Origin of the sequence: Gilliamella sp. B3172 (genome assembly GCF_026536465.1) — a bacterium.
In the GTDB taxonomy this organism is placed as follows: Bacteria; Pseudomonadota; Gammaproteobacteria; order Enterobacterales; family Orbaceae; genus Gilliamella.
This window is the reverse complement of the sequence record NZ_JAFNOA010000009.1, coordinates 111,960-137,733: the sequence shown is the minus strand read 5'-3', so window position 1 is coordinate 137,733 and position 25,774 is coordinate 111,960. Positions and strand designations below refer to the sequence as shown.

The following is a 25,774-nucleotide window of genomic DNA, read 5'->3' as shown; positions in this document are numbered from 1 at the left end:
TGCCGAACTCAGAAGTGAAACGCCGTAGTGCCGATGGTAGTGTGGGTATTACCCATGTGAGAGTAGGGTGCCGCCAGACTTTTAAATTAGAGCGAAAGCCCAGCAGAAATGCTGGGCTTTTTTGCTATTTGCCGTTTAGATTTTGTGTAAATAATTTGGTTACATAAAAACATTGGTTAATCAGTTAGTCATCACTAATTACCAAATTATCGTTCACATTAACTTGTGGTTTCCCGCATAATTAACATTTAATTGGATATTTCCCATTTACTCAATTATTCAATTACTCAATTATTCAATTATTCAATTATTCAATTACTCAATTACTCAATTACTCAATTACTCAATTACTCAATTAACCAATTAATCAATTACCTAATTACCTAATTAACCAATACCCAATTATCCTATTTCTATTTTTTTATATCTCAAATATAGTTCATTTAAATTAAGACAAATCTATGTCATGCTTATGATAACTACCAATAAGGCGAATGGCTGTAAAAGTAAACTACTAACTATTCATTGTTGCACGTTTAAGATCTTGTCAGTATATAGTATTAGATGTGTCATTAAATAAACTCACATTCAAAAGTGTATTTATTATGGTTAGCTTAAGTGATTACAGGCACAAAGGGAAAGGCATATTATTGGAACAATAAGGCATGGGCTTTTGATATTGATAAATATGTCTTAGAGGCAATTTATGAACTTACTTTAATGAGAGTTTATAAAGATTTGGTTTTGATAACGGTGATTGTATAAGATCATCATTGAAAAACCGTCAGCCAGAGAAAAATTTAAAAGAATAGAGAGAATGTATTTATTTTGGTTAGCTAAAGTGATTGCAGGCACAACGACAAAGGCATATTGTTGGAATAATAAGGTGTGAGTTTTAGATGTTGATAAATATGTCTTAGAGGCAATCTATCTACTTACTTAGATCAGAGTTTATGAGGTTTGGTTTTGATAATGGTGAGCGTATAAGATCGTCATTGAAACTACGTCAGTTAGATAAAAAATTTAAAGGAATAGAGAGTAGCAAGCAATATTTCCGGTAGAAATATTGCTTATTATATGAAGGATTAACCTAATAGTAAGGCATCGTCGGTAACTTTCTCACCACGGGTTTTTTCAAACATTTCAAGCAAGTCTGTGACCGTTAATTTACTTCTTTCTTCTCCTGATACATCAAGTACAACCTGTCCTTGATGAAGCATTACTGTTCTGTTTCCATATTCTAAAGCTTGTTTCATTGAATGGGTAACCATCATTGTGGTTAATTGATTTTGACCAACAATTTCATTAGTCAGTTCTAAAACAAACTGTGCCGTTTTAGGATCAAGGGCGGCAGTATGTTCATCAAGTAACAGTAATTTTGAAGGTTGTAAAGTCGACATTAGCAAGCTGACCGCTTGTCTTTGACCGCCAGAAAGCAAACCCATCATATCGGACAGGCGATTTTCAAGTCCTAAGTTCAAAGTAGCTAGCTTGTCTTTAAAAATTGCACGAAGTTTACCATTTAATGCCGGGATTAATCTAAATCTATGACCACGGTTATAAGCAATGGCTAGATTTTCTTCTATAGTTAAGTTCTCACAAGTACCGACCATAGGATCTTGAAAAACTCGGGCAACCATACCCGCTCTTTTCCAAGCTGGGCAACGGGTAACATCCTGATCATTGATAATAATATGTCCTGAATCAGCAAATAAATCACCACTTATAACATTAAGTAACGAGCTTTTACCTGCACCATTACTACCAATAATAGTAACAAATTCACCTTTGCGGACGTTAAGATTTAATCCTCGTAAAACATGATTTTCAATCGGTGTTCCTTGATTAAAAGTTAATTGTATATCGCTAACCTTAATCATGTTAACTTCCTCTTTTCTTTGAACGTTTTTGTAACTGCTTAGGTAACACCAGCGCAAGGACAACTAAAATTGCTGTAATAAGATTTAAATCTTCCGTTCCAACGCCAATATCTTGTAAGAATTGATTGCTAAGGGCAAAGGCAATAAATAAACGATATAAAATAGAGCCAAAAATAACCGCTAGCATCACTGCCCATATACGTTTAGTTGGAAAGATACTTTCACCAATAATAATCGAAGCAAGACCTATCACAATTGTTCCAACACCTATAGTAATATCGGCACCACCTTGAGTTTGAACAAATAAAGAGCCGCCTAATGCGATTAGACCATTGGATATTGCCATGCCAAGAATAGTGATACTGCCGGTTGGAATTCCTTGCGATTTTGCCATTCGTGGATTTGTACCGGTAGCCCTTAATGCTAAACCTTTTTGAGTATTTAAAAATAGATTCAGTAATACCCAAAATACCACAACAAAAGCAAGTACCATTAAAGGTTGTACGATGTATTGATTACTATAATCTTCCGCAATAAATGGCGAGAATATTGTTTTAGCATCCAGTAACGAAAGATTTGGTGAGCCTGCTAATCTAGGTGTTTCACCCATAACATATGGACCAATACCTAAGATCCGCAGATTGATCGAATAAAGCCCAATCATCACTATAATACTTGAAAGTAATTGTAAAATATTGAGTTTAACGTACAGTAAACCTGTCATCGCACCCGCTAAGCAGCCAGCAAGCATACCAAGCAAGGTTGCAATCCATGGATCGATACCAACATAGATACATAATCCACAAACTGCGCCCCCTAGCGGAAAGCTTGCATCAGCGGTTAAATCGGGAAAATCAAGTAAACGGAAGGAGATAAATACACCTAAACTCACAAGGGCATAAATAAGTCCAATTCCAATTGAGCCTAATAAAAATTCAAAAGACATGAAAAGATCCATTAAAAGTAACCGCCAAAATTGGCGGTTTAGTTAATAAGAATAAACAGTTATTTTTCAATAATATTTTCTGCTGATTTTAACACCTCTTCTGACAATGTGATTCCTTGTCGTTCAGCAGCTTTTTTATTAATTGTTAATTGTGTGATATTTCCCACTTGCGGCGGAATATCACCGGGTTTTTCACCATTTAGTATTCGAATAACAATTTTACCAGCTTGACGGCCAAGATCATAATAGCTCATACCTAAAGCGGCAATAGCGCCACGCTCTGCTGATTCAGGGTTTGAGGCAATAAGAGGGATTTTGCTTTCGTTAGCAACTTTAGCCAAAGCTTCATAGGCAGAAACCACATTGTTATCGGTGGTAGTATAGATCAAATCGACTTTACCTTTCAAACTTCTGGCTGCAGTAGAAATATCTGAAGTGCGTTGTGCCGGGGCGGCTATGATTTTCATTCCACGTTTTTCTAACGCTATTTGAAGCTCTTTTAAAATGATTGTTGAATTCACTTCGCTAGGGCTATAGACATAGCCAATATTTTTCGCATCGGGTTTAATTTTCAACATCAGATCAATTTGTGAATCGAGTGAAAGCGCATCAGATACGCCCGTTACATTTGTTTTTGATGCTTCCCAACTGGTTGTTAATTTAGCGGCAACCGGATCGGTAACGGCGGTAAACACAATTGGGATAAGTTTTGTTGTGGCAACTAACGCTTGTGAACTTGGTGTTGCGATGCCAACAATCACATCCGGTTTACTTGCCGCAAACTGCTTGGCAATTTGAGCAGCATTAGCACTACTACCTTGTGCACTTAAAAACTGCAATTTAAGATTTTTACCCGCAATATAACCGTTGTCTTTTAATTCATCTTCAACACCTTTTCGCACATTATCTAATGCCGGATGTTCAACAATAGCGGTGATAGCTACATTTTTTTGCTCATCATTTGTTTCTGCGGAAGATGAGAAAGCCATAATGGATAAGCTTAATAACATACAAAATTTTATAATCGTATTACGCATAAGGTGCTCCTGTAAGAATTTTTTTACAATTAAGCGATTAATAGATTTACTATAAAGCAAAAACAGATAATTTTCTAGAAAAAAAGAACAGTAATGGTGTAAATAATTTATTACACACTATGAGTGGGGGGGAGCAAAAACGCAATCTATTATTGGTAGATTAAATAACACCAATTTAAGCGCATCATCAACTTTATGGGATAAGTTAAGATTAGTGAAGTGAATCAGGGGGGTGACTATAAGTTATACCTTGCTCAGTTTCGTGAGCAAAGTATAAAAGATATTGATAATGTTCGCGCCTGGTTATCGCTTAGTTATCAATTAGTTATCGCCAATGACTTTATAAGCCGACTCGATAATTTGGGGAGAAAGCGTGATCCCTTGTTTTTTCGCCGCTTGGGTATTTATAACAAGGCGTAATGCTTGACCTATTTCTGGTTTGATATCGCCAGCTTTTTCGCCTTTCAAAATCCGCACAACAAGTTTCCCGGATTGACGCCCAACATCATAATAACTCATGCCGTATGCCGCAACGGCACCACGCTCAATCGCATCGGGGAAAGATGCTAACAATGGAATTTTATTTTCATTAGCGAATTTTACTAAAGAATCATAAGCAGAAACCACATTATTATCAGTGGTCGTATAGATAAGATCAACTTTACCTTTTAGGGTATTTGCAGCAGTTGAAATATCGGCTGTTCGTTGTGCTGGCACGGCGACTAAAGCGATATTGTGTTTAGTTAACTCAGCTTGTAAATTTTTTAATACGACAGTGGAGTTAATTTCGTTTGGGCTATAAATATACCCAACTGATTTAACGTTAGGGACAATTTTTTTCATGAAATCGACCTGTGGCACAATTTCTTGATAATCCGACACGCCCGTAATATTGGTGCCACTTGGTTGCCAATCTTTTATTAATTTTGCCGCTATCGGATCGGTGATCCCAGCAAAAACAACCGGAATTTGTTTCGTTGCCGCCGCAGTAGCTTGAGCACTTGGCGTTGCGATTGCGACAATTACATCGGGTTTAGCTGCAACAAATTGTCTGGCTATTTGGGCTGCGGTAGCGCTACTTCCTTGCGCACTTTTATATTGCACTTTTAGATCTTGGTCTAATTTAAAGCCACTTTCTACTAATTCGTCTTTAACGCCATCACGAATCTGATCTAACGAAGGGTGTTCAACAATCGCCGTTATAGCGACATTTTTAACCGTATTGGCCGAACTGAAAAATGGCGCAATGATTAACATAACAAACAATAAAAAATAACGTTTCATAGATTACACTCATAAACTAGTACAGTGGTTCTAATTCTAGTCTTATTATTTGCAAATGTTAAGTTGTATTTTATTTTTATTTACTTTGTACTTAATTAAGATAACAGGGTCGTCTAACGATTATTTATCGATCAGCTATCATCGGATGTTGAATAACCAAATACAATTGGCAAACATCTAATCGCTGACTAATGTTTAATAGCAATAATATAAAGCAATCAACGATTAGTTACCAAAAATAAACGGATTGATCCCACTTTTAGCAAATCCTTCTTCTTCGGTTTTTATATCTAAAATTAATGAAGCGATATCATCAGCAATCACTTCTAAATGTGGGTCTTTATCTTGATCAAAGATTTTCAGATAGCTTTGACAAGCATGACAACATTCCGTTTTAATTGCGGCTAATGTATTATCCAGTGAAAAATATTCTATATGTTGTAAATCATCACAACTGGTACATTTTACTCGCGGTACATACCACTCACTTTCACACAAACTACAATGTAAGTAACGTAAACCATTATTACCGCCAATTTGAATGACACTTGCCGCCGGCATACTATTACAAACAGGACATAACCAACTGTTATCGGTATTTTCCGCAACCGCTTTACCTTTAATTTGGCTAGCTAACTGGCAATAGTAAAGCGAAAGCGCCGACCAAATAAATATCGATTCATTACCTTCTACCTTATTGAGCTTACCATTGAGTAAATAAAGCGCTTTTTGCTGTAGTTGCTCAGCACTATTTTTAAGCAGTGACTCAATGACCAATGTAATTTGCGGGGTTGTGTCGGAAATGGCTTGTAACAATTGATTTAAATATTTTTGCCACACATCGCTTAATGGTAAATTTTTTAAACTTAATGGTGGATTATCGTTATTTAACGGGATTGATTGGTGAAGCTCAACTGGTTGTTGTTTTACTAAATTAGCTTGTTGCTGGGCTATTTGAAGACAGAAATTTAAATAATCACTAAATGGGCTTTTTTGGGCTAATGCTTGTAAACGTTCTACTCGATGAGTATAAAGCGTTTTTGCAGAAGGATAAAAAACTAACGGGATTTGTTTAATAACTGAATTGAAATTGTGTTGTTCGAGTTGTGCTTGTGGGACAATTTTTATACTCATTATTGCTTACCTGTAATTATTATATTAACCATGATTTATTGTCAATTAAGAAACTTCCGCCGACAGGTATCAGCGGATAGTTTTAATTATATTTCAGCCGGTTTTTGATCACTTTGCGTTGCCTGCTCAGTTTTGCTGTTTGAATTTTCTTTCAGTTCTTGTTGATAAAGCTGTTGCATTTCCTCCTCATACCATGCTGAGTGATTTTTACGTGCCCATGCTCTTGATACATAACCTGTAATCATCCCTTTGATCGAGCCTTTAACCCAAATAGCCATATAAGCGTGACCGATAGCAAGTAGAATTAAAGCGATTGCGGCAAGTGAATGGAAAAATATCGCAATACGGACAATATAAACCGGGAAATAATCTGAAACGTATCTACGCCACATGATCATACCGGTAATAAACAAGACCGAAATTAAGCCCATAATGCACCAGAATAAAAACTTCTGCCCGATATTGTATTTGCCTATCGGAATGCCTTCTTCTTTACCCATAATGACGCTTTTGAAGTTTTTAATCCAAATAATATCGTTTTTATTGGGGATGTTATGATGAGCCAGTTTTAAAAACATAAACATCAACAGTACAAAAACAACACAACCAATAATTGGATGCAATGCCCTAACTAATTGTGGTGTTCCGAGCACTAAGCTAAATAGTTTAATCGACGGAAAAAACAAAGATAAACCTGAAAGCGCAGTTAAAATAAACAAGCACACCATACACCAGTGGCAAAAACGAACAATAAGCGGTGTTCTTAATATCATTCCTTTTTTATTCATGGTGATTCTCCTGTTGTGATGAATCGGTACTATTTTTTCGACCAAAAATAGGTAGGCCTAAACGTTTTCTTGCTTGTTGATCGGCTTGTTTTTCGTGTTCAATATCATCTTCATCTACTTCAATTGCACCGACACCCATATAATGGAATAGTAATCCACCAAATGTAGCAACAAAGGCCGCAGCCGAAATCGGCTTCCAGACACCTTTCCAAAATTTAACAACGTCACTGATATGCGGATCTTTGGGTAAACCGTGATAAAGTTCTGGCTGATCAGCATGATGTAACACATACATAACATGCGTACCACCCACACCTTGAGGATCATAAAGCCCGGCATGCTCAAATCCACGTTTTTTCAGATCTTCAATACGATGCTCAGCATGGCGAATCATATCTTGCTTAGTACCAAAATGAATGGCGCCGGTTGGGCAGGTTTTGACACACGCCGGCTCTTGACCCACTGAAACCCGATCTACGCATAACGTACATTTATAGGAGTGATTATCTTCTTTACTGACTCTTGGAATGTTAAATGGACAACCGGCCATACAGTAGCCACAGCCAATACAGTGTTCTGACTGAAAATCAACGATACCGTTGGCATATTGTATAATTGCCCCTTCTGAAGGGCAGGCTTTTAAGCAGCCCGGATCGGAACAGTGCATACAACCATCTTTGCGTATTAACCATTCGAATTTACCATTTACTTCCACTTCCGAATAGCGCATAACCGTCCACGCTTTGGGTGCTAAATCAGCGGGATTATCATAAACACCAACGGTATGACCAACTTCAGCGCGTAAATCATTCCATTCGCTACACGCAACTTGGCAGGCTTTACAGCCGATGCAAGTTGTGACATCGATTAATTTGGCTACCTCTTGCTGGTAGTCCCGAGCTCGTGGCGCCGGTGTTAAAGCATTGGTTGCTGAGCGGCGAATAATATCTTGAGTTTGTAATGACATAACTAAATCTTCCTCCCTATGCCGCTGGGGTAACTTTTTCGATATTGACTAAAAACGATTTATACTCAGGCGTTTGTGAATTAGCATCGCCTAAGTGCGGTGTTAACTCATTGACCAAAAATCCTTTTTTCGTCTGGCCGGTAAATCCCCATACAATAGGAATGCCAATAGTTTCGATCTCTTTACCGTCAACTGTTAAAGTTGGCAGGCGTTTAGTGACAACTGCTTTAGCCTTGATATAGCCTCGATATGAAGTGACTTTAACCATATCGCCCAGTTTTATGCCTTTTTTACTTGCTAAATTCTCGCTAAGCTCAATAAATTGCTCTGGTTGCGTAATTGAGGCTAGCCTTGCATGTTGAGTCCAAAAATGGAAGTGTTCAGTAATACTGTAAGTGGTGCCGACATAAGGGAAATCATTGGCGCTACCTAAGCGAGCTAAATCTTCTTTAAATACTCTCGCAACCGGACTACTGACTTGTTTTGGATGCATAGGGTTATTTGAAATTGGTGTTTCAAACGGTTCATAATGCTCCGGGAAAGGTCCGTCAACTAACCGATTTAAGCAAAATAATCCGCCTAAACCGTCGTTATTCATAATAAATGCGCCAGCGCCTGAACTCGGTGGTAATGTAGCGGTAAAATCGGCGACATCATTACCCACCCAACTTGAGCCATTCCATTTAACTAATACCCGTTTAGGATCCCATGGATTACCATTCTCATCAGCAGAAGCTCGGTTATACAGTACTCGGCGATTCATTGGCCAAGCCCACGCCCAGCCGGCATGCACACCTTTACCGGACGGATCGCTAGGATCTCGCCGCGCCATTTGGTTGCCTTGTTCAGTCCATGAGCCACAGAAAATCCAAATACCTGAAGAGGTGGTACCGTCGGCTTTTAATTGAGCAAATCCGCTCAATAATTGTCCTTTTTTCAGTACCACATTGCCATTAGCATCAGTGAGATCGGCTAGCGCTCGACCATTACACTCTTTGGCTAACTCTTCGGCTGCTGGTCCTTCTGGATCTTGATAATCCCAGGTTAGATTATCGATAGCTTCATGATAAGCTCCACCTTCAAGGGCATATAGCTCTTTAATTCTTAAATAGATACGAGCAATGATTTCCGGATCGTAAAGGGATTCATATGGAGGCCTTGCCGCCGCCCAGTGCCATTGTAACAAGCGTGAAGAGTTAACGATTGTGCCGTTCTCCTCAGCAAAACAGTTCGAAGGTAGCCTAAAGACTTCAGTTTGGATTTTGCTAGAATCAACATCGTTAGACTCACCATGATTTTTCCAAAATTCGGCTGTTTCGGTTGGTAGCGGGTCTATGCTCACTAAAAATTTTAAATTAGATAACCCTTCACGAATGCTGTTTTTATCCGGTAAAGCCGCAAGTGGATTAAAGCCTTGGCAGATAAAACCATTAGCTTGGCCGTCACGCATCATTTTACTAAATCGCAACATGTCGTAAGTTTGATCCCACTTAGGTAGCCAATCAAATCCCCAATTATTCTCTTTTGTGGCTTTATCGCCATACATGGATTTCATAAAGCTGATAAAAAATTTAGGATAATTCCCCCAAAAATTGACCTCGTTGGGACCAAGCGGTTTTGGGGTTTTTTCATCTAAATACTGCTCAAGTGAAATTTGCGATTCTTTTGGTAAATCAAGATAAGCTGGCAGGCGATTGGATAGTAAGCCCACATCGGTTAAACCTTGAATGTTAGAGTGTCCACGCAAGGCATTAATGCCTCCGCCCATAACGCCAATATTACCTAAAATCAGTTGAATCATTGCCGCTGTGCGGATAATTTGTGTGCCATAAGTGTGTTGCGTCCAACCTAACGCATATAAAAATGTCGCAGCTCTATCATTGGTTTTGGTGCTAGCTAAAGAACGACAAACGTGTAAAAAATTGTCAATCGGGCTACCGGTTATTTGATTAACCATTTCCGGCGTATAGCGGCTGACATGTTTTTTAAGCAGATTCCAAACACAACGTGGATGGCTAAGGGTTTTATCTCTTAAGGCGTAGCCATTGTCATCTTTTTGGTAAGCCCAACTGGTCTGATCATACTGACGATTAGCCGCATCATAACCACTAAATAGTCCGGAAGCTTCATCAAAATTAAAATCATCCCGAACCAGTAAGCTGGCATTACTATGGGTGACTAAATAGTCAAAATTAACTTCGTTATGCGTGATCAGATAATTAATCACTCCAAGTAAAAAAGCAATATCAGAGCCGGAGCGAATGGGGACATAATGGTCAGCTACCGAAGCTGTTCGATGAAACCGTGGATCAATAGCAATCAGTTCGGCGCCATTTGAAATTTTTGCTTCAATAGCCCATTTAAAGCCAACCGGGTGCGCTTCAGCCGCATTACCGCCCATAACAATAACCACATTGGCATTTTTAATATCATTCCAATTGTTGGTCATGGCGCCACGACCATAGGTTGCCGCTAAGCTTGATACCGAAGGACCATGACAGACCCTAGCTTGCGTTTCAAGGCTTAACATACCCAGTGAACGGGCAATTTTAAACGCTAACCAACCAGTTTCATTACTGGCTGCTGAGGTCACCGCCCAACCGGTTGTTGTCCAGCGATTAACGGTGGTACCTTGTTTATTTTTCTCGATAAAATTTTTGTCACGGTCAGCTTTCATTAAGCGAGCGATACGGTCTATTGCGTCATCCCAACTAATGCGTTGCCACTTATCAGAGCCTGGCGCTCGATATTCCGGATATTTAACCCGTTGCTCGCTTTTAATATAATCAAGCACACCAGCGCCTTTCGGACAAAGAGAACCTCGACTCACCGGATGATCAGGATCGCCTTCAATATGAAAAATCGAAGACTCGGCATTTTTAGCACCATCCCCACGACTATAGAGCAACATGCCACATCCTACCGAACAATAGGTGCAGTTATTGCGTGTTTCTTTTGATTTTAATAGTTTATATTGGCGAGTTTGTGCAAGCGCTACATTGGGCGCAAATCCCAACGTAGCAACCGTTGTTCCTGCCATGCCACCAGCACAGATCTTAAAGAACTGTCTACGGTTAAATAGCATATGAACTCCTTAAAAAGCTGACATTACATTATTAAATTTATTATGTTGGAAGCAGTAAAAAACATCCCTATTAATTGTAATGATAATATTTAATTGACCGGAAATAAAGGGAAAAACAAGTACAAAAATGTAAAGTTTTGACATATGTCAAATAAATGGGGCTGAATTAATAAAAAAAATAGAAATCTGTTGAATAATCTCGATTATTCATGCAAAAAATTAAGATTTAAGCTGTGTTTTAGTGTAAAAAAATGAAGTATTGTATTATTGTCTTGCTCATGGGAAGTTCATGAGCAAGATTATCCAAAATAGGCGTTAATTTATCTACTTATCAAGTGGATTAATTTCATCAATCGTTTGCATCACTCGGGCGGTGATAAGAGGTTTAAGAATGTTATTCATTGCCTCAATTTTCGGCAAGTTAGCATCGCCTTTATCATCTAAGTAACCCTGTTCTCGCATTGAACTGACCAATGCTGAAAAAACGCCTTTATCGAAAAATTCAGGTGCATTAATACCATGTAAAACTGATAATCTTTCAGCAATAAGGCGTGCTTCTTTCTCTAGCGTGCCTCGGCTAATGCTTGGATCTTTTTGCAATAACGAAAAAGCAATAACGTAACGCTGTAATGTATCTTTAGAAGATGAAGAGAGTAATTGCAATCCCGACATTTTTAAATAATTCAATGTTAATTTATCCGGAGTATAACTGATCAAATTCAACTTAGCATAAGCGTCAATGATCTGATGAACATATTGAGTTAATTGCTCATCGTTATGATAAAGAAACAGTTCCGATTTAATTAACGGGAACAGCAATTTCACTTGCTCAACAACCTCTTGTGATGAGATTCGATTATGCTTTAACAAAATTCTGGCAACAATGGCTGGAATAATTAATAAATGTTGAATATTGTTGCGGTAATACGTCATTAAAATGGCTTGTTCGGCAGTAAGCCCAACAATTTCACCCGCTTCATCGGTTGTGATGACAAATTTACCCATTTGTTTAGCATGCTCGAATAACTCTTCGGGCGTCTGATCGGGAATGGTTATCAAATCCGAATAAGGAATGCTTTTAAATAGTTTAATCAAATAACTGATATGCTCAAGCAATCTCACTTTAGTTAGCGCTCGTTGATCGGCTGCTAATAAGATCGAGCAACATAAGTTCATCGCATTAATTGCCGCTGATGAGTTAATGCGCTCCATAATCTCTTTAGCCAACAAATTGGTTGTCGGTGTCAGCCAGTTTGGGCGCACTGTGCCGGTTGGTTCGATAGCATCTCGCCATTGCGGAACTTGTTGCGTTAAAAATTGGTTTAAAGGTATAGGGTGGCCAAAATTGACATAACCATAACCCAATTTTTTCAGTTTTAAAAAGGCTTTAATGGTGCGCCATAAACTCTCTTTCTTTTTTTGAGCGCCACGCAGTTCATTGGCATAAGTGGCAACTTCTAAAACATGCTCGTAGCCGATATAGACCGGAACAATAGTGATCGGCCTTGCATCGCCACGCAAAAGTGTTTGAACGGTCATCATTAACATACCCGTTTTCGGATCGAGCAATCGACCGGTACGTGAACGGCCTCCCTCGATAAAGTATTCAACCGCATAACCACGGATAAATAGTTCAGCAAGATATTCCCGAAAAACAGAAGTATAAAGTTTATTGCCACGAAACGAACGGCGAATAAAAAATGCCCCTAATCGTCTAAAAATCGGACCTGCAGGCCAGAAATTTAGGTTAATACCAGCGGCAATATGTGGTGGCACTAATCCTTGACGATACAGAACATAGGATAATAACAGGTAATCCATATGACTTCGATGACAAGGTGCGTAGACAATTTCATGACCATTTTGAGCCAGTTCTCGCACCGGGTCAGCATTGGTAACTTTTAAGCCTTGATAGAGCCTATTCCATGCCCAAGTCAGTACAAAATCGGTGATACGCAGCATTCGGTAAGAAAAGTTAGCGGCAATCTCATTTAACATCGCTAACGCATTTCTTTGCGCTTTCTCTTGACTGATATTTTTACTTTTCGCTTCTTCTTCGATCGCTTCAGCTAATCCCGGTTTTTTAAGTAAACCGTTGAGCATCTCTTGTCTGACCGGCAATTTAGGTCCGACTGAAGCCATTCTCTGTTTAGCAAAATGAATTCGGGCAACACGAGCTAATTTATGTGCTAATACCGAAATATCTTGCTGCTTATCATTCTGTAAAGCTTTAAACGATACTGTACGGGAAAAACGGGTATAGCAGTCTCGACCTGATACAATGATTTTATATAATTTATAAGTTGCACCAAGCACTTGCAACGTAGGTTTCTTTTTACCTTCTTTATCCGGGCTACGTCCAAACATAACCGAAACCGGTAACATTTGGATATCCAGATCTTCATTTTGCTGATGCGCCGAAATATAGTCTTTTAAAATATCGATAGACATATTTTGCAGCTGGTTAGAAGCAAAAAAGCCAGGACCTTTATCAATATAGATAAAAGCCGGCACAATTTTGCCATTAATATCGATGCCTTTTAATGGATCAGGTAAATCATAACGTAAACACAGCGAACGAACGACCATTAAATCGATCTGAGAGTTATAAGGTAGTACATATAAGATAGGTCTATTGGTATCCAAATCTAATTCAGTAATTGGATCGGTCGGAATCGGTTTGCTTTTGACAAAAAGCTTAACCGGGATCTGAATTAGTGACAAATAGATTTTAGTCCACCAAGGAAACATAAAGATAAACCTCTTAATTTACTGCTAATGATATACTTAAATAACTTAAGGTTAATTCGCCAACCCGATATGAAATGAGCGTTTAAGCCATAAAAAATTATTAGCTCTCATTATTTTCAATCAGAGAGCCTAATTAAGTATATACTTGTTAAAGTTCAACCGTAAGCAAATTTGCACAATCTTTCAGCTATGTGCGTTCAACTGCTTGAAAATTCGGTTATCATAACAGCGTATTATAAAGGTTTATTGATATCAACTCCACGTACTTTGTTGGCTTTGATTCTTTCTAAGCGTTGAATTAAGGTGATCACATCTCGTCCTTCACGCATTCCGTCAATAAGTTTGCGAGCCTGCTTATTATCACCAATTTTATGAAAAATATAGTTATGTGCTTTGGCGTGCTCAATAAATGCAGCGCTATAAGTATTTTCACTTTGCATACCCAGACAAACAAAACCGTAATCGAAAGGTAGTTTAAATTGGTTGCCGTCTTTATCGCTTACCAAAAAGTAATCGTCGGCAACTTCTAATAAAGTCGTTGATAAATGAACATTTACTCCATTGTGATTAAGCATTGTCATCATGGAAATTCGACCAATATAATCTAAATCTTCTGCCATAGCCGATTTCATTTCGACAATCGAAACATCTTTAGCCTTGTTTTCTGAAAAATATTCCACTACATCCAAACCGACGGCGCCACCACCAATCACCACCACTTTTTTATTAGGAATATCGGTAAATTGTGAAAAATCTTGCATAATATCGAAGATCGAAAACACCTTACGATTATTCGATTGCAGTTGAGCTTGCAAGCCTTTAATTGGTGGCAAAAGGGGCTTTGAACCGGTAGCACTCACCACTAAGTCTGGCTTAAGACTTTCGATAACTTCTGGTGTTGCTGTCGTATTTAGCTTAATGGTCAGATTTTTTAATTTTTTTGCCCGATTAATTAAAAATTTAGGTAAATCGGCAATGCGTGCTTTATAAGGAAAGCGTGAAATCATCATTGAAAGTCCACCTAAAAAAGGTTTTTCCTCAAATAAAGTGACTTTACAGCCAACTTCAGCTGCGCTGCATGCTGCTTCAAGACCTGCCGTTCCGCCACCAATAACCACAACATTAATTGGTGTTGAAATTTGATAACGTTTGTAGTCTTCGTAGCTAATAATATCGGGATTAACCGTGCAGCGAATCGGTTTAGAACGAGCGATACGATGATCGGCACAACCAATATTGCACGAGATACATTTTCTTAACGTATCAAGTTCATTATTTTGCACTTTTTCAACCCAATAAGGCTCTGCAATCAACCCACGACCCAACACCACAAAATCAGCGGTGCCTTCTTCAATGGTTTTAGCAATAATTGCCGGATCGCGAAAATTACCCGATGCAATTGTTGGCTTATTAAATTTATCACGCACGGCTTTAGCCATATAAGCACGCCAGCCGTCCGGTAAGTTCATCTGATCGATTTGAAATTGAATCGTATCATTTTGTGCCGCTGACACATCAAACACATCCACCCCGTCAGCAAGGTATTGAAGAATTTCTAACGTATCATCTAAACTATTACCGCCGTCGACAAAATCAACTGCACTAATGCGTAATAAAATTGGGAAATATGGTCCAACTTTTGTGCGCATCTCATCAATAACCATTCGAATAAGGCGAGAGCGATTTTCTGCGCTGCCACCAAATTCATCGGTACGCCGATTATAGATTGGTGATAAAAATTGACTCAGCAAATAAGAGTGCCCACCATGAATTTCAACGGCATCAAAGCCTGCCCGCTGAGCACGTTGAGCGGCAAGCCCGTATTGTTTAACAATTTCATTAAGCTCTTCAACCGTTGCCGGTCTTGGCACATTACCGCCGGTTTTAGACGGGATATTGGACGATGAAATCGGTTGTAAACCATTTAAACGACCGGGATAGGCTGATGCGCCGGCATGATTAATTTGCACGGCAACCGATGCGCCATGTTTATGCATCCGCTCGGTAAATTTAAACAGACCGGGGATATACTGATCATTATCGATTCTCAGTTGGGTTGTGCCATTGGTACCATAGGGAAAATCAACACAGACATTTTCAAGGATAATAAGCCCAGTCCCGCCTTTTGCTCGTTGTTCGTAGTACTGAATATGGTCTTCAACCATTTCCCCGTTAAGGGTGGCGAAGTTGGTGCCAATAGGCGGCATAACAATCCGGTTACGAATAGTTGTTCTGTTAATCACGAACGGTTCAAATATAGCTGAAAGATTAGGCATATTTGGCTCCTTTTTATTAAATAATTTTCTTAATATCCGTTAAATATTTTTGGGTTTTAAAAAATTATTGATGAAAAATTTTATATATATATTTTATTAATTTTATTAAATCGATTCATTTTATCTATAAATCACTTAAAACGATAATGGCTCGCATCTGTTGCTCGATGCGAGCCATGTGAAATAACTAACTTAGTTAATTAAATTTTTTTGTTATATAACACTCTCTACCGACTAATTTGCCATTGAGAAACGTTTTAAATGCTAAAAAATGCGCTGTGTTTTGATGATGCTCTAACGCTTGCCTGCTAGCCCATGTTTCAGTAAAGATAAACGTATTAGAATCGCTCAAATCAATGCCCAGATCATAGGCAATACAACCTGATTCTTTTCTGCTAAGCGCAATTATATGCTCGGCCGCTTGGCGGTATGCTTCAACAAAAGCCGGTTTAACGTGATGTATTGCGATGATTGACAATTCACTCATCGAAGCTCCCTATATTCTTTCGTTTGTTATCATTGATTATGAGTTAACTTTTAATATTCACGACCGCTAACATAAGCTATCTTGACAATAGCTATTTGCCGTTGCGGTTTACTATTTTTTATTTGCGTTAAGTGCTGCATGCTGTTCAATGGCAAATTGACGACGCCCACCCGGACGAGGCACTAAATCGCCTAACATCACTTCATACCCACCGTCGACAACCAGCTCAGTTCCGTTAGAGTAATCCGAACGTTTACTGGCTAAATATAAAACGGCGTTGGCAATATCAATGGTTTCACCAATACGTCGGCTGGCTATCATACGTGTTCGCCCTTGTTCAACTTCTTTATCTTCATAGAATTTTCTTGATAACGGCGTTTTGACAAAGCACGGGCATACTGCATTACTGCGAATACCAAATTGCCCCCATTCTGCAGCAAACTGTTTAGATAGCATTGATACCCCGGCTTTAGTTGGACTATAAGCGCCACTGTATGTTTCGGGTGTATGAGAAGCAACGGTTGAGATATGCACCATACGCCCCGATTTTTGCTCAATCATCAAGCGCCCAAAGCGTTGTGACATTAAAAAATAACCGGTTAAATTAATATTGACTGTCGTTTTCCATTCATCAAGTGGCAAATCCTCAATGGGGCAAAAACGCAAAATAGCTGCGGTGTTAACCAGCACATCACAGCGACCGAATACTTGTTTTACTTCGGCAACAGCGGCATCAACCTGTTCTTCAATTGTGGTGTTACACGCAATACCGATCGCTTGTATTCCATACTGCTTTGTGAGCTCTTTGGCAAATTGTTGGCATTTGGCTTCATCTAAATCAATCAATACCAAATTTGCTTTTTGTTTAGCAAATTCACGGCATATTTCTAACCCCATACCGCCCATAGCGCCAGTGACGACACAGACATCATTTTCTAACCCTAACCAACTTTGGCTCATAAAAAACTCCTATTTCGTAAACTTGTTAACGACCGCTAAGTAAACGGTTTTGCTTGTTATTTATTGCTTATTATTGTTTAAACAGTGTTGCGATAATAATTTAGCTAAATATTTAATTATTTATTGCGCGATTAATTTAACTATCTATTTAGCTATCTATTTAACGACCTATTTATTTAACTGCGACTTCGATACAACACATCTAAAATATAACGTAACTCTTTGACATCAAGTTGCCCGGGGGCCGAAGCATTTTTTGCCGCACCAAATGTCATTGCTGAACCAAATGTTGTGCCAGCTATGCGGCTAACTGCGCCTAGCCCCGCCATTGACATGGTGATAATTGGCTGGGTTGCGTACTTTTCGTTCATTTCCGTGGTGGCGGCAAGTAGCGTTAACACATCATCTGTTGATTTTGGCATCACTGCAATTTTCGGAATATCTGCCCCTAAGTCTTGCATTTTTCGTAATCGAGCAACAATATCGCTTTGTGCCGGGGTTTTTTCAAAGTCGTGATTAGAGCTGACCACAAAGACATGATGTTGGTGTGCAACGTCAATAATCTCTTTGACATACTCATCACCAATAAACACTTCAACATCGATCAGATCGACAAGTCCACTGCTGGCTATTTCTTTGTTTAACCGGATATAATCGCTAAGTGGCCATGGTTTTACCCCGCCTTCGTTTGCTGTTCGGAAGGTAAAGAGTATCGGCTTATTGGGGAGTAATTGTCCGATTTGTTTAGCCACTGCTTTTACTGCATCAATATCATCGACTTGGCTGAAGTGATCAACACGCCACTCAAGGACATCAAAATCAATAGATTGTAAAAATTTAATTTCATCGAGCAGTTCTGCTTCGGTTTTACCCACTACAGGTACGATAATTTTCGGTGCGCCGGTACCGATTTCAAGCTGTTTAATAGTAACTGTTTTCATTTTCAATCCTGTTTGCCAAAAGTTAGGTTAATAATTAATAATGCCACATAGCTTATTTCAAATAAGACAATAGCATAGATTAATCTGATAACTTACCTTTAATTATCTGCTTAATCTAAAAGCCGGTTAAAGCGTATGATAAATCAGTTAAAAGTAAGTTATTAGCCTGCGTAATTATTAATCATTAAATCCCATTTTTTCTTTTACATAGTCGATTGGCGCATCTTCACCCGTCCAAATTTTAATTTGCGCAGCGCCTTGCCATAGCATCATACCAATACCATTTAAGGTTTTGCAGCCTTGCTTTTCGGCGATTTCAAGTAATTTGGTTTTTCGGGGACTATAAATACAGTCAGTCACCACCAGATCCGGTCTTAACATGGTTGGATCGGTAATTAAACTTTGACCTTCTAATGGTTTCATACCGACACCGGTTGCGTTACAAAGCACTTGACTTGTGGCGATCGCCTGGCGAAGTTGCTCCGTATCGGCAAGGTCGGTGACAGATACTTTACATTGCGTATTTTCATTTAATTTTTTAGCAACCGCTTCGATTTTGGCGTAGCACTCATCTTTCTGATTAAAGATTGCAATCTCTTTCACACCGTCAAGTGCTGCTTGTACCACAATCGCCGTTGCCGCGCCACCGGCACCTAAAATGGTCATTTTTTTGCCTATCACATCAACACCGGCTTCTTTAAGCATGCGCATATACCCAATGCCGTCGGTGTTGTAACCGGTAAGTACGCCGTTATCATTTGAGATCGTATTGCAAGCGCCACTCATTTCAACTGCCGGGGTTAATTTATCAAGATATTGGCAGACCAATTGTTTATTTGGCATCGATACTGCACTACCACGTAGCCCTAAAGCACGAAGCCCTTTTATTGCATCGGGTAACTTTTCTTGATCAACTTCGAAGGCTAAATAGACATAAGGGATATCAAGCTTAGCATAGAGGGTATTTTGCATTTGTGGCGATAAGCTATGACGAATTGGGTAGGCCATTAAACCAATCAATAAAAAATGACCGTCGATATTATTTCTCATTAAAAATTCTCCACTACTGACTTTGCTTTTCAGCAAAGGGTACACATTTACGATTGTTCTGCTACACGTTTTAATAATGCACGTGCATCTTCAATATACATTTTAGCGCGTTCAATCGGTGATTTGGATAACGCTAACTCATCGTTACAGCACTCAATTGAAATTGGCATTTCCGGTAACGCTTTTAACAGTGACACAAGGTCAATACCACCTCGACCCGGCGACAGACGATAGTTACGAGCTTGATAGAGTAATCCTTCTATATCTTTTGGTTTCTCTTTGGTGCCGTCACACAGTTGCATATAGCGCCAACAATCTTTAGGTACTTTTTTCAAATCATCCAAAGTATTTGCCCCACGATCAAAGTGTAGTGGATCGATAATCATTCCTTGATTGTTTTGATTGGCTGTTTTGAGTAATTCAATCCCGGCATTTACTGTTGGAATATCAGTCCATGGCATCGGCTCAATATTTATTGCAATGCCAAGTGGTGCGGCAATTTCACACAGCTGGGCAAAATTATCGGCCAGGCGATTTTGATCCGGATCGTTGCCCGCCAGCAGTACCTGACTAGCGCCCAATCGGGCACCTGTTTCAAGTACTGGTAAAAAGTTGATTACACGGGTATCGGGTTTTAAGCGAAAAATCTCAATATCTAAGACTTTAATGCCGGTCTCTTTTAACCGACGTTCAATTTCGCGCACCATTGGCGTGTCACCAACAGTTGCATAAACGGGTTCGGTTGGGGTAGCGGGAATAAGCCGTAAACCAACATGAGTATAACCGGCTTCGGCAGCAACCAAAACTTGATTGGCTGGTGAAACATCTAAGACAGTTAACGCTGCCAATCCTATTGGACGGTTAGACATATCTTTCTCCTTAAACAAAAATCAATTCATCAAAACATAAATTGTGTAAATTTTTAGATCAGCCATATTGGTATTTATTATTATATTTCTATAAATAAGTTGATTTCTATTAAAAATTTCTATTGTTTAAAATATCGATTAATTGGGCGATTAGCAAGGTAAAAAAAAGATTTTTTGGCAAAATGCGATCTACATCAACAAATGAATAATCAAATAATTAAATCTAAATTGCGAAAAATTCAATCAACATATTGATTTTATTTTTTTATTTAATTTTTTGGCGGGTTGTTTTTAATTTAAACGCAAAGCGATGATTTTTTAAATAGGCAAGGGCTGGCGGTTAAGTCGGCATGATCAATTGCACTTTGGTTGGCTATCGCCTAGAATAACTTATTTTACTGAGCTACGAAGAATCCATCTTATGCATACCATTCTTGAATTTTTATCTTCAATCAATGCTGTCGTCGTTGCTGTTATTTTAATGTTAGTGCTGTCACTATGCCGTGTGCATGTGGTAATTAGTTTAATTATCGGCGCATTTGCCGGCGGCCTGTTTAGTCACTTAACTTTAAAAGAAACAATCGATGCTTTTAATACCGGCATCAGTAATGGCGCCAACATTGCACTTTCTTATGCCATGTTAGGTGCATTTGCTGTTGCGATATCCAAATCAGGGTTACCCGAATTATTAGCAGACAAAGCGATAAAACAGCTAACATCGAGCAGTGCAAAAACCCGAATTAAGTGGACATTAATTGTCATTATTGGATTAGTGAGTATTTCCTCGCAAAATATTATTCCGATCCATATCGCCTTTATTCCGCTGTTAATTCCGCCACTGTTATATGTCATGTCGAGACTACAATTAGACCGACGTATGATTGCCTGTATCATGACATTCGGTCTGATTACCCCTTATATGTTTCTACCGGTCGGGTTTGGTAATATCTTTTTAAATCAAATACTGTTAAAAAATATTATCTCATCAGGTATGGATGTGAGCCATGTCAATGTTATGCATGCAATGGCAATTCCGGCTTTAGGTATGTTTTGTGGTTTATTATGGGCAATTTTTGTCAGTTACCGTAAACCACGTGAATATAAAATTATTCGGGAAGAGACAAACCTTGATGCGCTTAACAACGTGAATAAACGTTCAGTTATCGTCTCTTTATTGGCTATTGTACTCTCTTTTACCATGCAACTTTATACCGGCTCAATGATTTTAGGTGCTCTGATTGGTTTTATCTGCTTTATTGTCTCTGGCACCATAAAATGGGGTGAAGCTGACGGGGTATTTACTGACGGTATAAAAATGATGGCGATGATTGGTTTTGTGATGATTTCAGCACAAGGCTTTGCTGAAGTGTTAAAACAGACCCATGAAATCGAGCCACTGGTTATCAATAGCGCAGCGTTATTTGCCGGTAATAAAGTGGTGGCCTCATTTATGATGATGTTAGTGGGATTAGTGATAACACTGGGCATTGGTTCATCATTCTCAACCGTGCCGATTATTGCAGCCATTTATGTACCGCTTTGCGTGCAATTAGGTTTTTCACCGATTGCAACGGTCTGTTTAATTGGCGCATCGGGCGCAATTGGAGATGCCGGCTCACCGCCGTCAGATACCATTTTAGCCACATCAGCCGGGCTGAATAGTGACGGGCAACATGACCATATACGTGATAGTGTGATCCCAACATTTACCCATTTTAATATTCCGTTATTTATTGCCGGTTGGGTTGGGTCATTAATACTGTAATTTATCAATGCGTTAAGGTTATTATTATTTATGAATAAAAAGTTACAACAAAATATTCGAGCGATTTGCGCACAGGCTATTTATAACGTGCTTGAAGACGGGCAGTCGCTAAGTAATGCCTTAACGGTTTTGCAGCCTAAAATAGCCGACAAAGATCGTGCTTTAGTTCAAGAGATCTGTTTTGGCGTGATGCGCGTGTTGCCGGAGCTTAACTTTTACATTCATCGTTTGATGAAAAAAGTCATGACCGGTAAAAATAGGGTTTTGCACTATTTATTACTTGTTGGAGTTTATCAAATTCTCTATACCCGAATCCCTGAACATGCTGCTGTTGGCGAGACAGTTAATGCGGTCAACGATCTCAAAAAATCGGCATTAAAAGGCTTGGTTAATGGGGTATTGCGTGAGTTTTTGCGCCAGCAAACAACATTAACCCAGCAATTGAGTAAAGAGAGCCAACAACAAGCCAGCCGAACATGGCATCCGACATGGCTATTAAATCGCCTTAAACAAGCTTATCCCGATGATTGGCAAGCTATTATTGAAGCCAATAATCAAAAGCCACCCATGTGGCTACGGGTGAATTTGAATCACTATACTGCAACTGAGTATCAACAATTACTGGCTGACGCACAAATTCAATCCGCCGTTTTTGCCGATATACCTTCTGCTATTCGCTTATTATCACCGGTAAATGTCACTAAGTTACCGGGTTTTGCTCAAGGTGCGGTAACGGTGCAAGACTTATCCGCGCAATATGCCGCTTACTTATTGGCACCACAAAATGACGAACAGATTTTAGATATGTGCGCCGCGCCGGGTGGTAAAACCACCCATATTTTAGAAGTGGCGCCAAAAGCTCACGTGCTAGCGGTTGACGTGGATGCCAGCCGAGCAAAACGCATTGATGAAAATTTAGCTCGCTTAAAACAACATGCCGAAGTGAAAGTTGGTGACGGTTTAACACCGGAAACATGGTGTAAAGGGCGACTTTTTGATCGTATCTTGCTTGATGCACCTTGCTCCGCTACCGGCGTAATTCGTCGTCATCCCGATATCAAATGGTTACGGCGAGATAGCGATATAGCGCAATTGACTGAACTGCAACATGCGATCTTAACCAATATTTGGCCTTATTTAAAAACAGGTGGCACTTTAGTCTATGCTACCTGCTCAATCCTCCCTGACGAGAATAGATTGCAGATTGAGCGTTTTTTACAAGAAAATAGTGATGCGAAATTGCAAGGCGAGGTTAAACAGTTTTTACCCACCGACAACGGCGGCGATGGGTTTTTCTACGCTATTTTAAGAAAAAGTAATTAGTGCATTTAAAAAAACATGCACTATTAAAAAATGAATAAAGCATTAACGTTGCGCTACTGACTGTAATTTTCAATCAATTGAGCTAATTGCTGGCTATGTTGTAATGCTTTTGCTTTTATTGTCGTTTTTTCTCCTTCTATTACAGGTGACACGCCATATAAAATGGCAGGGGAAAGGTATTTCATTTGGGTGTAGAGTGCTGAAATTTTAACGGATTGAAGTAAATGATTCATTAATTCAGGGGGATATTTTTGAAAATTTTGCTCTGTTTGTCCTACAGTTAAACTTTGCAATAACTTTTTATCTTTTAATTTATCTCCTTTTGAACCATAAGCAAATTGGTAGGTTAATACCTCATCAAACCATATTTTAAGTATCGCTGGCATGTTGAACCAATACATAGGGTATTGTAGAACGATAAGATCATGTCTAAGTAAAGCAGCTTGTTCTTCTTGTACATTGATTTTGTAATCTGGGTAAAGTTGGTGAATATTACGAATTTCAATATCCTTAACTTTATCTTGTAATGTTTCAACAATCGTTTTATTGGCAATTGATTGTTCAATATTGGGATGACCTAAAATAATTAATGGCATAATTGTTCCTTTGTTTTTATACTATAAAAAATTTAGTTACTCTATTTAGTTTATTGACTAATATTTTTTCAGCAATATCTATCAAATTTGATAGTAGGAATGTGTATGCAAAGTCGTGAACATCGATCATCAATACGATATAAGAATAAAATTTATTATTGCCCAATAAGTTTAGCTATGGATTTAATCGGTGGAAAATGGAAAGGTGTTATCCTTTATTATTTGCTTTCTGGTGAAAAACGATTTAGTGAGTTAAAAATGGTGATCCCAGAAATCACTGATATGACGCTAAGCATCCAGCTTAAAAAGTTGGAAGAAGATCAACTTATTACTCGTCGTGTATATGGTGAAAAACCACCACTTAAAGTGTTATATAAATTAACCCCTTTGGGTGAAAAAATTGGCCCGGCACTTGAACAGCTGTGTTTGTGGGGACAAGCCGTTTAGTGTTATTTCGTCATTTCTAAACTAAACCAAACTAAAGGCAATGAATATTGATTAACAATGACCCCGTTTTTTTGCAAAAAAAGTTGATGAGCGGAGTTTTTTAGTCCGAAATTTCAATTAATAACATCTTATAATCCTTACTTGGACAATTTTTGATAGATATGATAAATTCCAAATCTGTTTTGCGTTATTAAGATTTTTGTTATGGCTTACACATTAACCTATAATGATCTCCCCGAAAATATTCAATACTGGCAAGGTTTACCTTTATCTTTAAATGGCTGTGAAGTGGTACCGCTTGACTATAATGCCGGTAAAACAGGTTGGATTATTTATGGTAAAAAATTAAATAAAACGATTTTATCGAACTTCCAAAGACAATTGGCAATGCCAATGGTGATAGTGTCATCTTGGAAAGTGAAATCTTATCAAATTGTCCGTATTGCCGGTATGATCCCCAAAAAAGCGAAATCAATTTCGCTGGCATTAGGTATTGACGTTTCACCTATCGATAATTTGCCAACTTTAAACTCACCGGGCTTATTGGTTATGGATATGGATTCAACGGCAATTACCATTGAATGCATTGATGAACTGGCAAAACTGCATGGCGTTGGCGAGCAAGTTGCAGCCGTTACCGAACAAGCCATGCGAGGTGAGCTTGATTTTGCAACCAGTCTACGTAAACGAGTCGCAACCTTAAAAGGGGCACATCAAGATATCTTACAGCAAGTTAAACAGTCATTACCAATGACATCGGGATTAACCTATTTGGTTAAAGAGTTACATAAAAAAGGTTGGCATGTTGCCATTGCCTCTGGCGGTTTTACCTATTTTGCAGATCACCTAAAGCAGAAATTAAAGTTAGTTGATGCGTATGCCAATGAGTTAGAGATTAAAAACAATCGCTTAACCGGTAAAGTCATCGGTCAAATCGTCGATGCCAAATATAAGGCTCGCACTTTACAACAATTAGCCGCCTCATTAAATATTCCTATTGAACAAACCGTGGCAATTGGCGATGGTGCTAACGATTTAATGATGATTCGTATTGCTGGTCTTGGGGTTGCTTATCATGGCAAACCAAAAGTGGTAGAAAAGGCGAGAATTAGCATTAATTATGCAGATTTAACTGGATTATGGTGTATCTTATCGACAAGTTTATTAAGTGAAGGTTAGGAGAATAAT

20 protein-coding genes are annotated in these 25,774 nt (G+C 38.7%); 4 read left to right on the top strand and 16 right to left on the bottom strand.

The window, feature by feature from the left end; all coding sequences use genetic code 11:
* Positions 1-1,085 precede the first annotated feature (1,085 nt).
* From J3U37_RS10505 to J3U37_RS10435, 15 genes are all read right to left on the bottom strand, one after another.
* Positions 1,086-1,880 (bottom strand): ABC transporter ATP-binding protein, encoded by a 795-nt coding sequence (locus tag J3U37_RS10505; RefSeq protein ID WP_220218293.1) that lies wholly within the window; start codon positions 1,878-1,880, stop codon positions 1,086-1,088.
* 1 nt (position 1,881) lies between these two features.
* Positions 1,882-2,826: an ABC transporter permease gene (locus tag J3U37_RS10500; RefSeq protein ID WP_220218292.1), complete on the bottom strand. Its 945-nt coding sequence runs from the start codon at positions 2,824-2,826 to the stop codon at positions 1,882-1,884.
* Between the two features lie 59 nt (positions 2,827-2,885).
* On the bottom strand, positions 2,886-3,863 hold the full coding sequence (locus J3U37_RS10495; RefSeq protein ID WP_220218291.1) for an ABC transporter substrate-binding protein: 978 nt from the start codon (positions 3,861-3,863) through the stop codon (positions 2,886-2,888).
* Between the two features lie 321 nt (positions 3,864-4,184).
* Complete coding sequence (locus J3U37_RS10490) at positions 4,185-5,147, bottom strand: ABC transporter substrate-binding protein (protein ID WP_267374788.1); 963 nt, start codon at positions 5,145-5,147, stop codon at positions 4,185-4,187.
* Positions 5,148-5,372: 225 nt separating this feature from the next.
* On the bottom strand, positions 5,373-6,281 hold the full coding sequence (gene fdhE / locus J3U37_RS10485; protein WP_267374785.1) for a formate dehydrogenase accessory protein FdhE: 909 nt from the start codon (positions 6,279-6,281) through the stop codon (positions 5,373-5,375).
* A gap of 86 nt (positions 6,282-6,367) precedes the next feature.
* The gene (locus J3U37_RS10480; RefSeq protein ID WP_220218288.1) at positions 6,368-7,069 is read right to left on the bottom strand and encodes a formate dehydrogenase subunit gamma; all 702 of its coding nucleotides are present in this window, start codon (positions 7,067-7,069) and stop codon (positions 6,368-6,370) included.
* Complete coding sequence (gene fdxH / locus J3U37_RS10475; RefSeq protein ID WP_294844820.1) at positions 7,062-8,036, bottom strand: formate dehydrogenase subunit beta; 975 nt, start codon at positions 8,034-8,036, stop codon at positions 7,062-7,064. The genes J3U37_RS10480 and fdxH overlap by 8 nt, the downstream gene beginning before the upstream one ends.
* A gap of 16 nt (positions 8,037-8,052) precedes the next feature.
* Positions 8,053-11,121 (bottom strand): formate dehydrogenase-N subunit alpha, encoded by a 3,069-nt coding sequence (gene fdnG, locus J3U37_RS10470; RefSeq protein WP_267374782.1) that lies wholly within the window; start codon positions 11,119-11,121, stop codon positions 8,053-8,055.
* A gap of 324 nt (positions 11,122-11,445) precedes the next feature.
* Positions 11,446-13,872: a glycerol-3-phosphate 1-O-acyltransferase PlsB gene (gene plsB, locus J3U37_RS10465; protein ID WP_267374779.1), complete on the bottom strand. Its 2,427-nt coding sequence runs from the start codon at positions 13,870-13,872 to the stop codon at positions 11,446-11,448.
* Between the two features lie 233 nt (positions 13,873-14,105).
* On the bottom strand, positions 14,106-16,148 hold the full coding sequence (locus tag J3U37_RS10460) for an FAD-dependent oxidoreductase (RefSeq protein WP_267374777.1): 2,043 nt from the start codon (positions 16,146-16,148) through the stop codon (positions 14,106-14,108).
* A 196-nt stretch (positions 16,149-16,344) separates the two neighbouring features.
* On the bottom strand, positions 16,345-16,635 hold the full coding sequence (locus tag J3U37_RS10455) for a putative quinol monooxygenase (RefSeq protein WP_267374774.1): 291 nt from the start codon (positions 16,633-16,635) through the stop codon (positions 16,345-16,347).
* A gap of 111 nt (positions 16,636-16,746) precedes the next feature.
* Positions 16,747-17,595, bottom strand: coding sequence for an SDR family NAD(P)-dependent oxidoreductase (locus J3U37_RS10450; RefSeq protein WP_220218282.1), 849 nt, complete (start codon positions 17,593-17,595; stop codon positions 16,747-16,749).
* A 176-nt stretch (positions 17,596-17,771) separates the two neighbouring features.
* Positions 17,772-18,536 (bottom strand): type I 3-dehydroquinate dehydratase, encoded by a 765-nt coding sequence (aroD, locus tag J3U37_RS10445; protein WP_267374771.1) that lies wholly within the window; start codon positions 18,534-18,536, stop codon positions 17,772-17,774.
* Between the two features lie 177 nt (positions 18,537-18,713).
* Entirely contained in the window at positions 18,714-19,586 is an 873-nt protein-coding gene (locus J3U37_RS10440) for a shikimate dehydrogenase (RefSeq protein ID WP_220218280.1), read from the bottom strand.
* 47 nt (positions 19,587-19,633) lie between these two features.
* Positions 19,634-20,455: a sugar phosphate isomerase/epimerase family protein gene (locus J3U37_RS10435; RefSeq protein ID WP_220218279.1), complete on the bottom strand. Its 822-nt coding sequence runs from the start codon at positions 20,453-20,455 to the stop codon at positions 19,634-19,636.
* A 421-nt stretch (positions 20,456-20,876) separates the two neighbouring features.
* Between J3U37_RS10435 and J3U37_RS10430 the strand changes: the two genes are divergently transcribed.
* Both J3U37_RS10430 and rsmB read left to right on the top strand, forming a co-directional pair.
* Complete coding sequence (locus J3U37_RS10430) at positions 20,877-22,220, top strand: Na+/H+ antiporter family protein (protein ID WP_267374768.1); 1,344 nt, start codon at positions 20,877-20,879, stop codon at positions 22,218-22,220.
* A 30-nt stretch (positions 22,221-22,250) separates the two neighbouring features.
* Positions 22,251-23,543, top strand: coding sequence for a 16S rRNA (cytosine(967)-C(5))-methyltransferase RsmB (gene rsmB, locus J3U37_RS10425; protein WP_267374765.1), 1,293 nt, complete (start codon positions 22,251-22,253; stop codon positions 23,541-23,543).
* Positions 23,544-23,596: 53 nt separating this feature from the next.
* Here the strand turns inward: rsmB and J3U37_RS10420 are convergent, their stop codons facing one another.
* Positions 23,597-24,139 carry an NAD(P)H-dependent oxidoreductase gene (locus tag J3U37_RS10420; RefSeq protein ID WP_267329170.1) on the bottom strand — a complete coding sequence of 181 codons (543 nt, stop codon included), beginning with the start codon at positions 24,137-24,139 and terminating at the stop codon, positions 23,597-23,599.
* A gap of 105 nt (positions 24,140-24,244) precedes the next feature.
* On the opposite strand from J3U37_RS10420, the gene J3U37_RS10415 reads away from it, so the two are divergent.
* Together J3U37_RS10415 and serB are read left to right on the top strand one after the other, a co-directional pair.
* Positions 24,245-24,586, top strand: a complete 342-nt coding sequence (locus tag J3U37_RS10415; protein ID WP_267374762.1) for a winged helix-turn-helix transcriptional regulator — start codon at positions 24,245-24,247, stop codon at positions 24,584-24,586.
* Between the two features lie 204 nt (positions 24,587-24,790).
* On the top strand, positions 24,791-25,765 hold the full coding sequence (gene serB, locus J3U37_RS10410; RefSeq protein ID WP_220218275.1) for a phosphoserine phosphatase: 975 nt from the start codon (positions 24,791-24,793) through the stop codon (positions 25,763-25,765).
* The last annotated feature ends 9 nt before the right edge of the window (positions 25,766-25,774 follow it).

Bases quoted from the DNA above. Each gene is read 5' to 3' on its own strand.
- fdnG (WP_267374782.1), bottom strand. From the start codon at position 11,121: ATGCTATTTAACCGTAGACAGTTCTTTAAGATCTGTGCTGGTGGCATG.
- aroD (WP_267374771.1), bottom strand. From the start codon at position 18,536: ATGAAAACAGTTACTATTAAACAGCTTGAAATCGGTACCGGCGCACCG.
- plsB (WP_267374779.1), bottom strand. From the start codon at position 13,872: ATGTTTCCTTGGTGGACTAAAATCTATTTGTCACTAATTCAGATCCCG.
- serB (WP_220218275.1), top strand. From the start codon at position 24,791: ATGGCTTACACATTAACCTATAATGATCTCCCCGAAAATATTCAATAC.
- J3U37_RS10420 (WP_267329170.1), bottom strand. From the start codon at position 24,139: ATGCCATTAATTATTTTAGGTCATCCCAATATTGAACAATCAATTGCC.
- fdxH (WP_294844820.1), bottom strand. From the start codon at position 8,036: ATGTCATTACAAACTCAAGATATTATTCGCCGCTCAGCAACCAATGCT.
- J3U37_RS10430 (WP_267374768.1), top strand. From the start codon at position 20,877: ATGCATACCATTCTTGAATTTTTATCTTCAATCAATGCTGTCGTCGTT.
- J3U37_RS10500 (WP_220218292.1), bottom strand. From the start codon at position 2,826: ATGTCTTTTGAATTTTTATTAGGCTCAATTGGAATTGGACTTATTTAT.
- J3U37_RS10435 (WP_220218279.1), bottom strand. From the start codon at position 20,455: ATGTCTAACCGTCCAATAGGATTGGCAGCGTTAACTGTCTTAGATGTT.
- J3U37_RS10495 (WP_220218291.1), bottom strand. From the start codon at position 3,863: ATGCGTAATACGATTATAAAATTTTGTATGTTATTAAGCTTATCCATT.
- J3U37_RS10480 (WP_220218288.1), bottom strand. From the start codon at position 7,069: ATGAATAAAAAAGGAATGATATTAAGAACACCGCTTATTGTTCGTTTT.
- J3U37_RS10505 (WP_220218293.1), bottom strand. From the start codon at position 1,880: ATGATTAAGGTTAGCGATATACAATTAACTTTTAATCAAGGAACACCG.
- J3U37_RS10440 (WP_220218280.1), bottom strand. From the start codon at position 19,586: ATGAGAAATAATATCGACGGTCATTTTTTATTGATTGGTTTAATGGCC.
- J3U37_RS10460 (WP_267374777.1), bottom strand. From the start codon at position 16,148: ATGCCTAATCTTTCAGCTATATTTGAACCGTTCGTGATTAACAGAACA.
- J3U37_RS10455 (WP_267374774.1), bottom strand. From the start codon at position 16,635: ATGAGTGAATTGTCAATCATCGCAATACATCACGTTAAACCGGCTTTT.
- fdhE (WP_267374785.1), bottom strand. From the start codon at position 6,281: ATGAGTATAAAAATTGTCCCACAAGCACAACTCGAACAACACAATTTC.
- rsmB (WP_267374765.1), top strand. From the start codon at position 22,251: ATGAATAAAAAGTTACAACAAAATATTCGAGCGATTTGCGCACAGGCT.
- J3U37_RS10490 (WP_267374788.1), bottom strand. From the start codon at position 5,147: ATGAAACGTTATTTTTTATTGTTTGTTATGTTAATCATTGCGCCATTT.
- J3U37_RS10415 (WP_267374762.1), top strand. From the start codon at position 24,245: ATGCAAAGTCGTGAACATCGATCATCAATACGATATAAGAATAAAATT.
- J3U37_RS10450 (WP_220218282.1), bottom strand. From the start codon at position 17,595: ATGAGCCAAAGTTGGTTAGGGTTAGAAAATGATGTCTGTGTCGTCACT.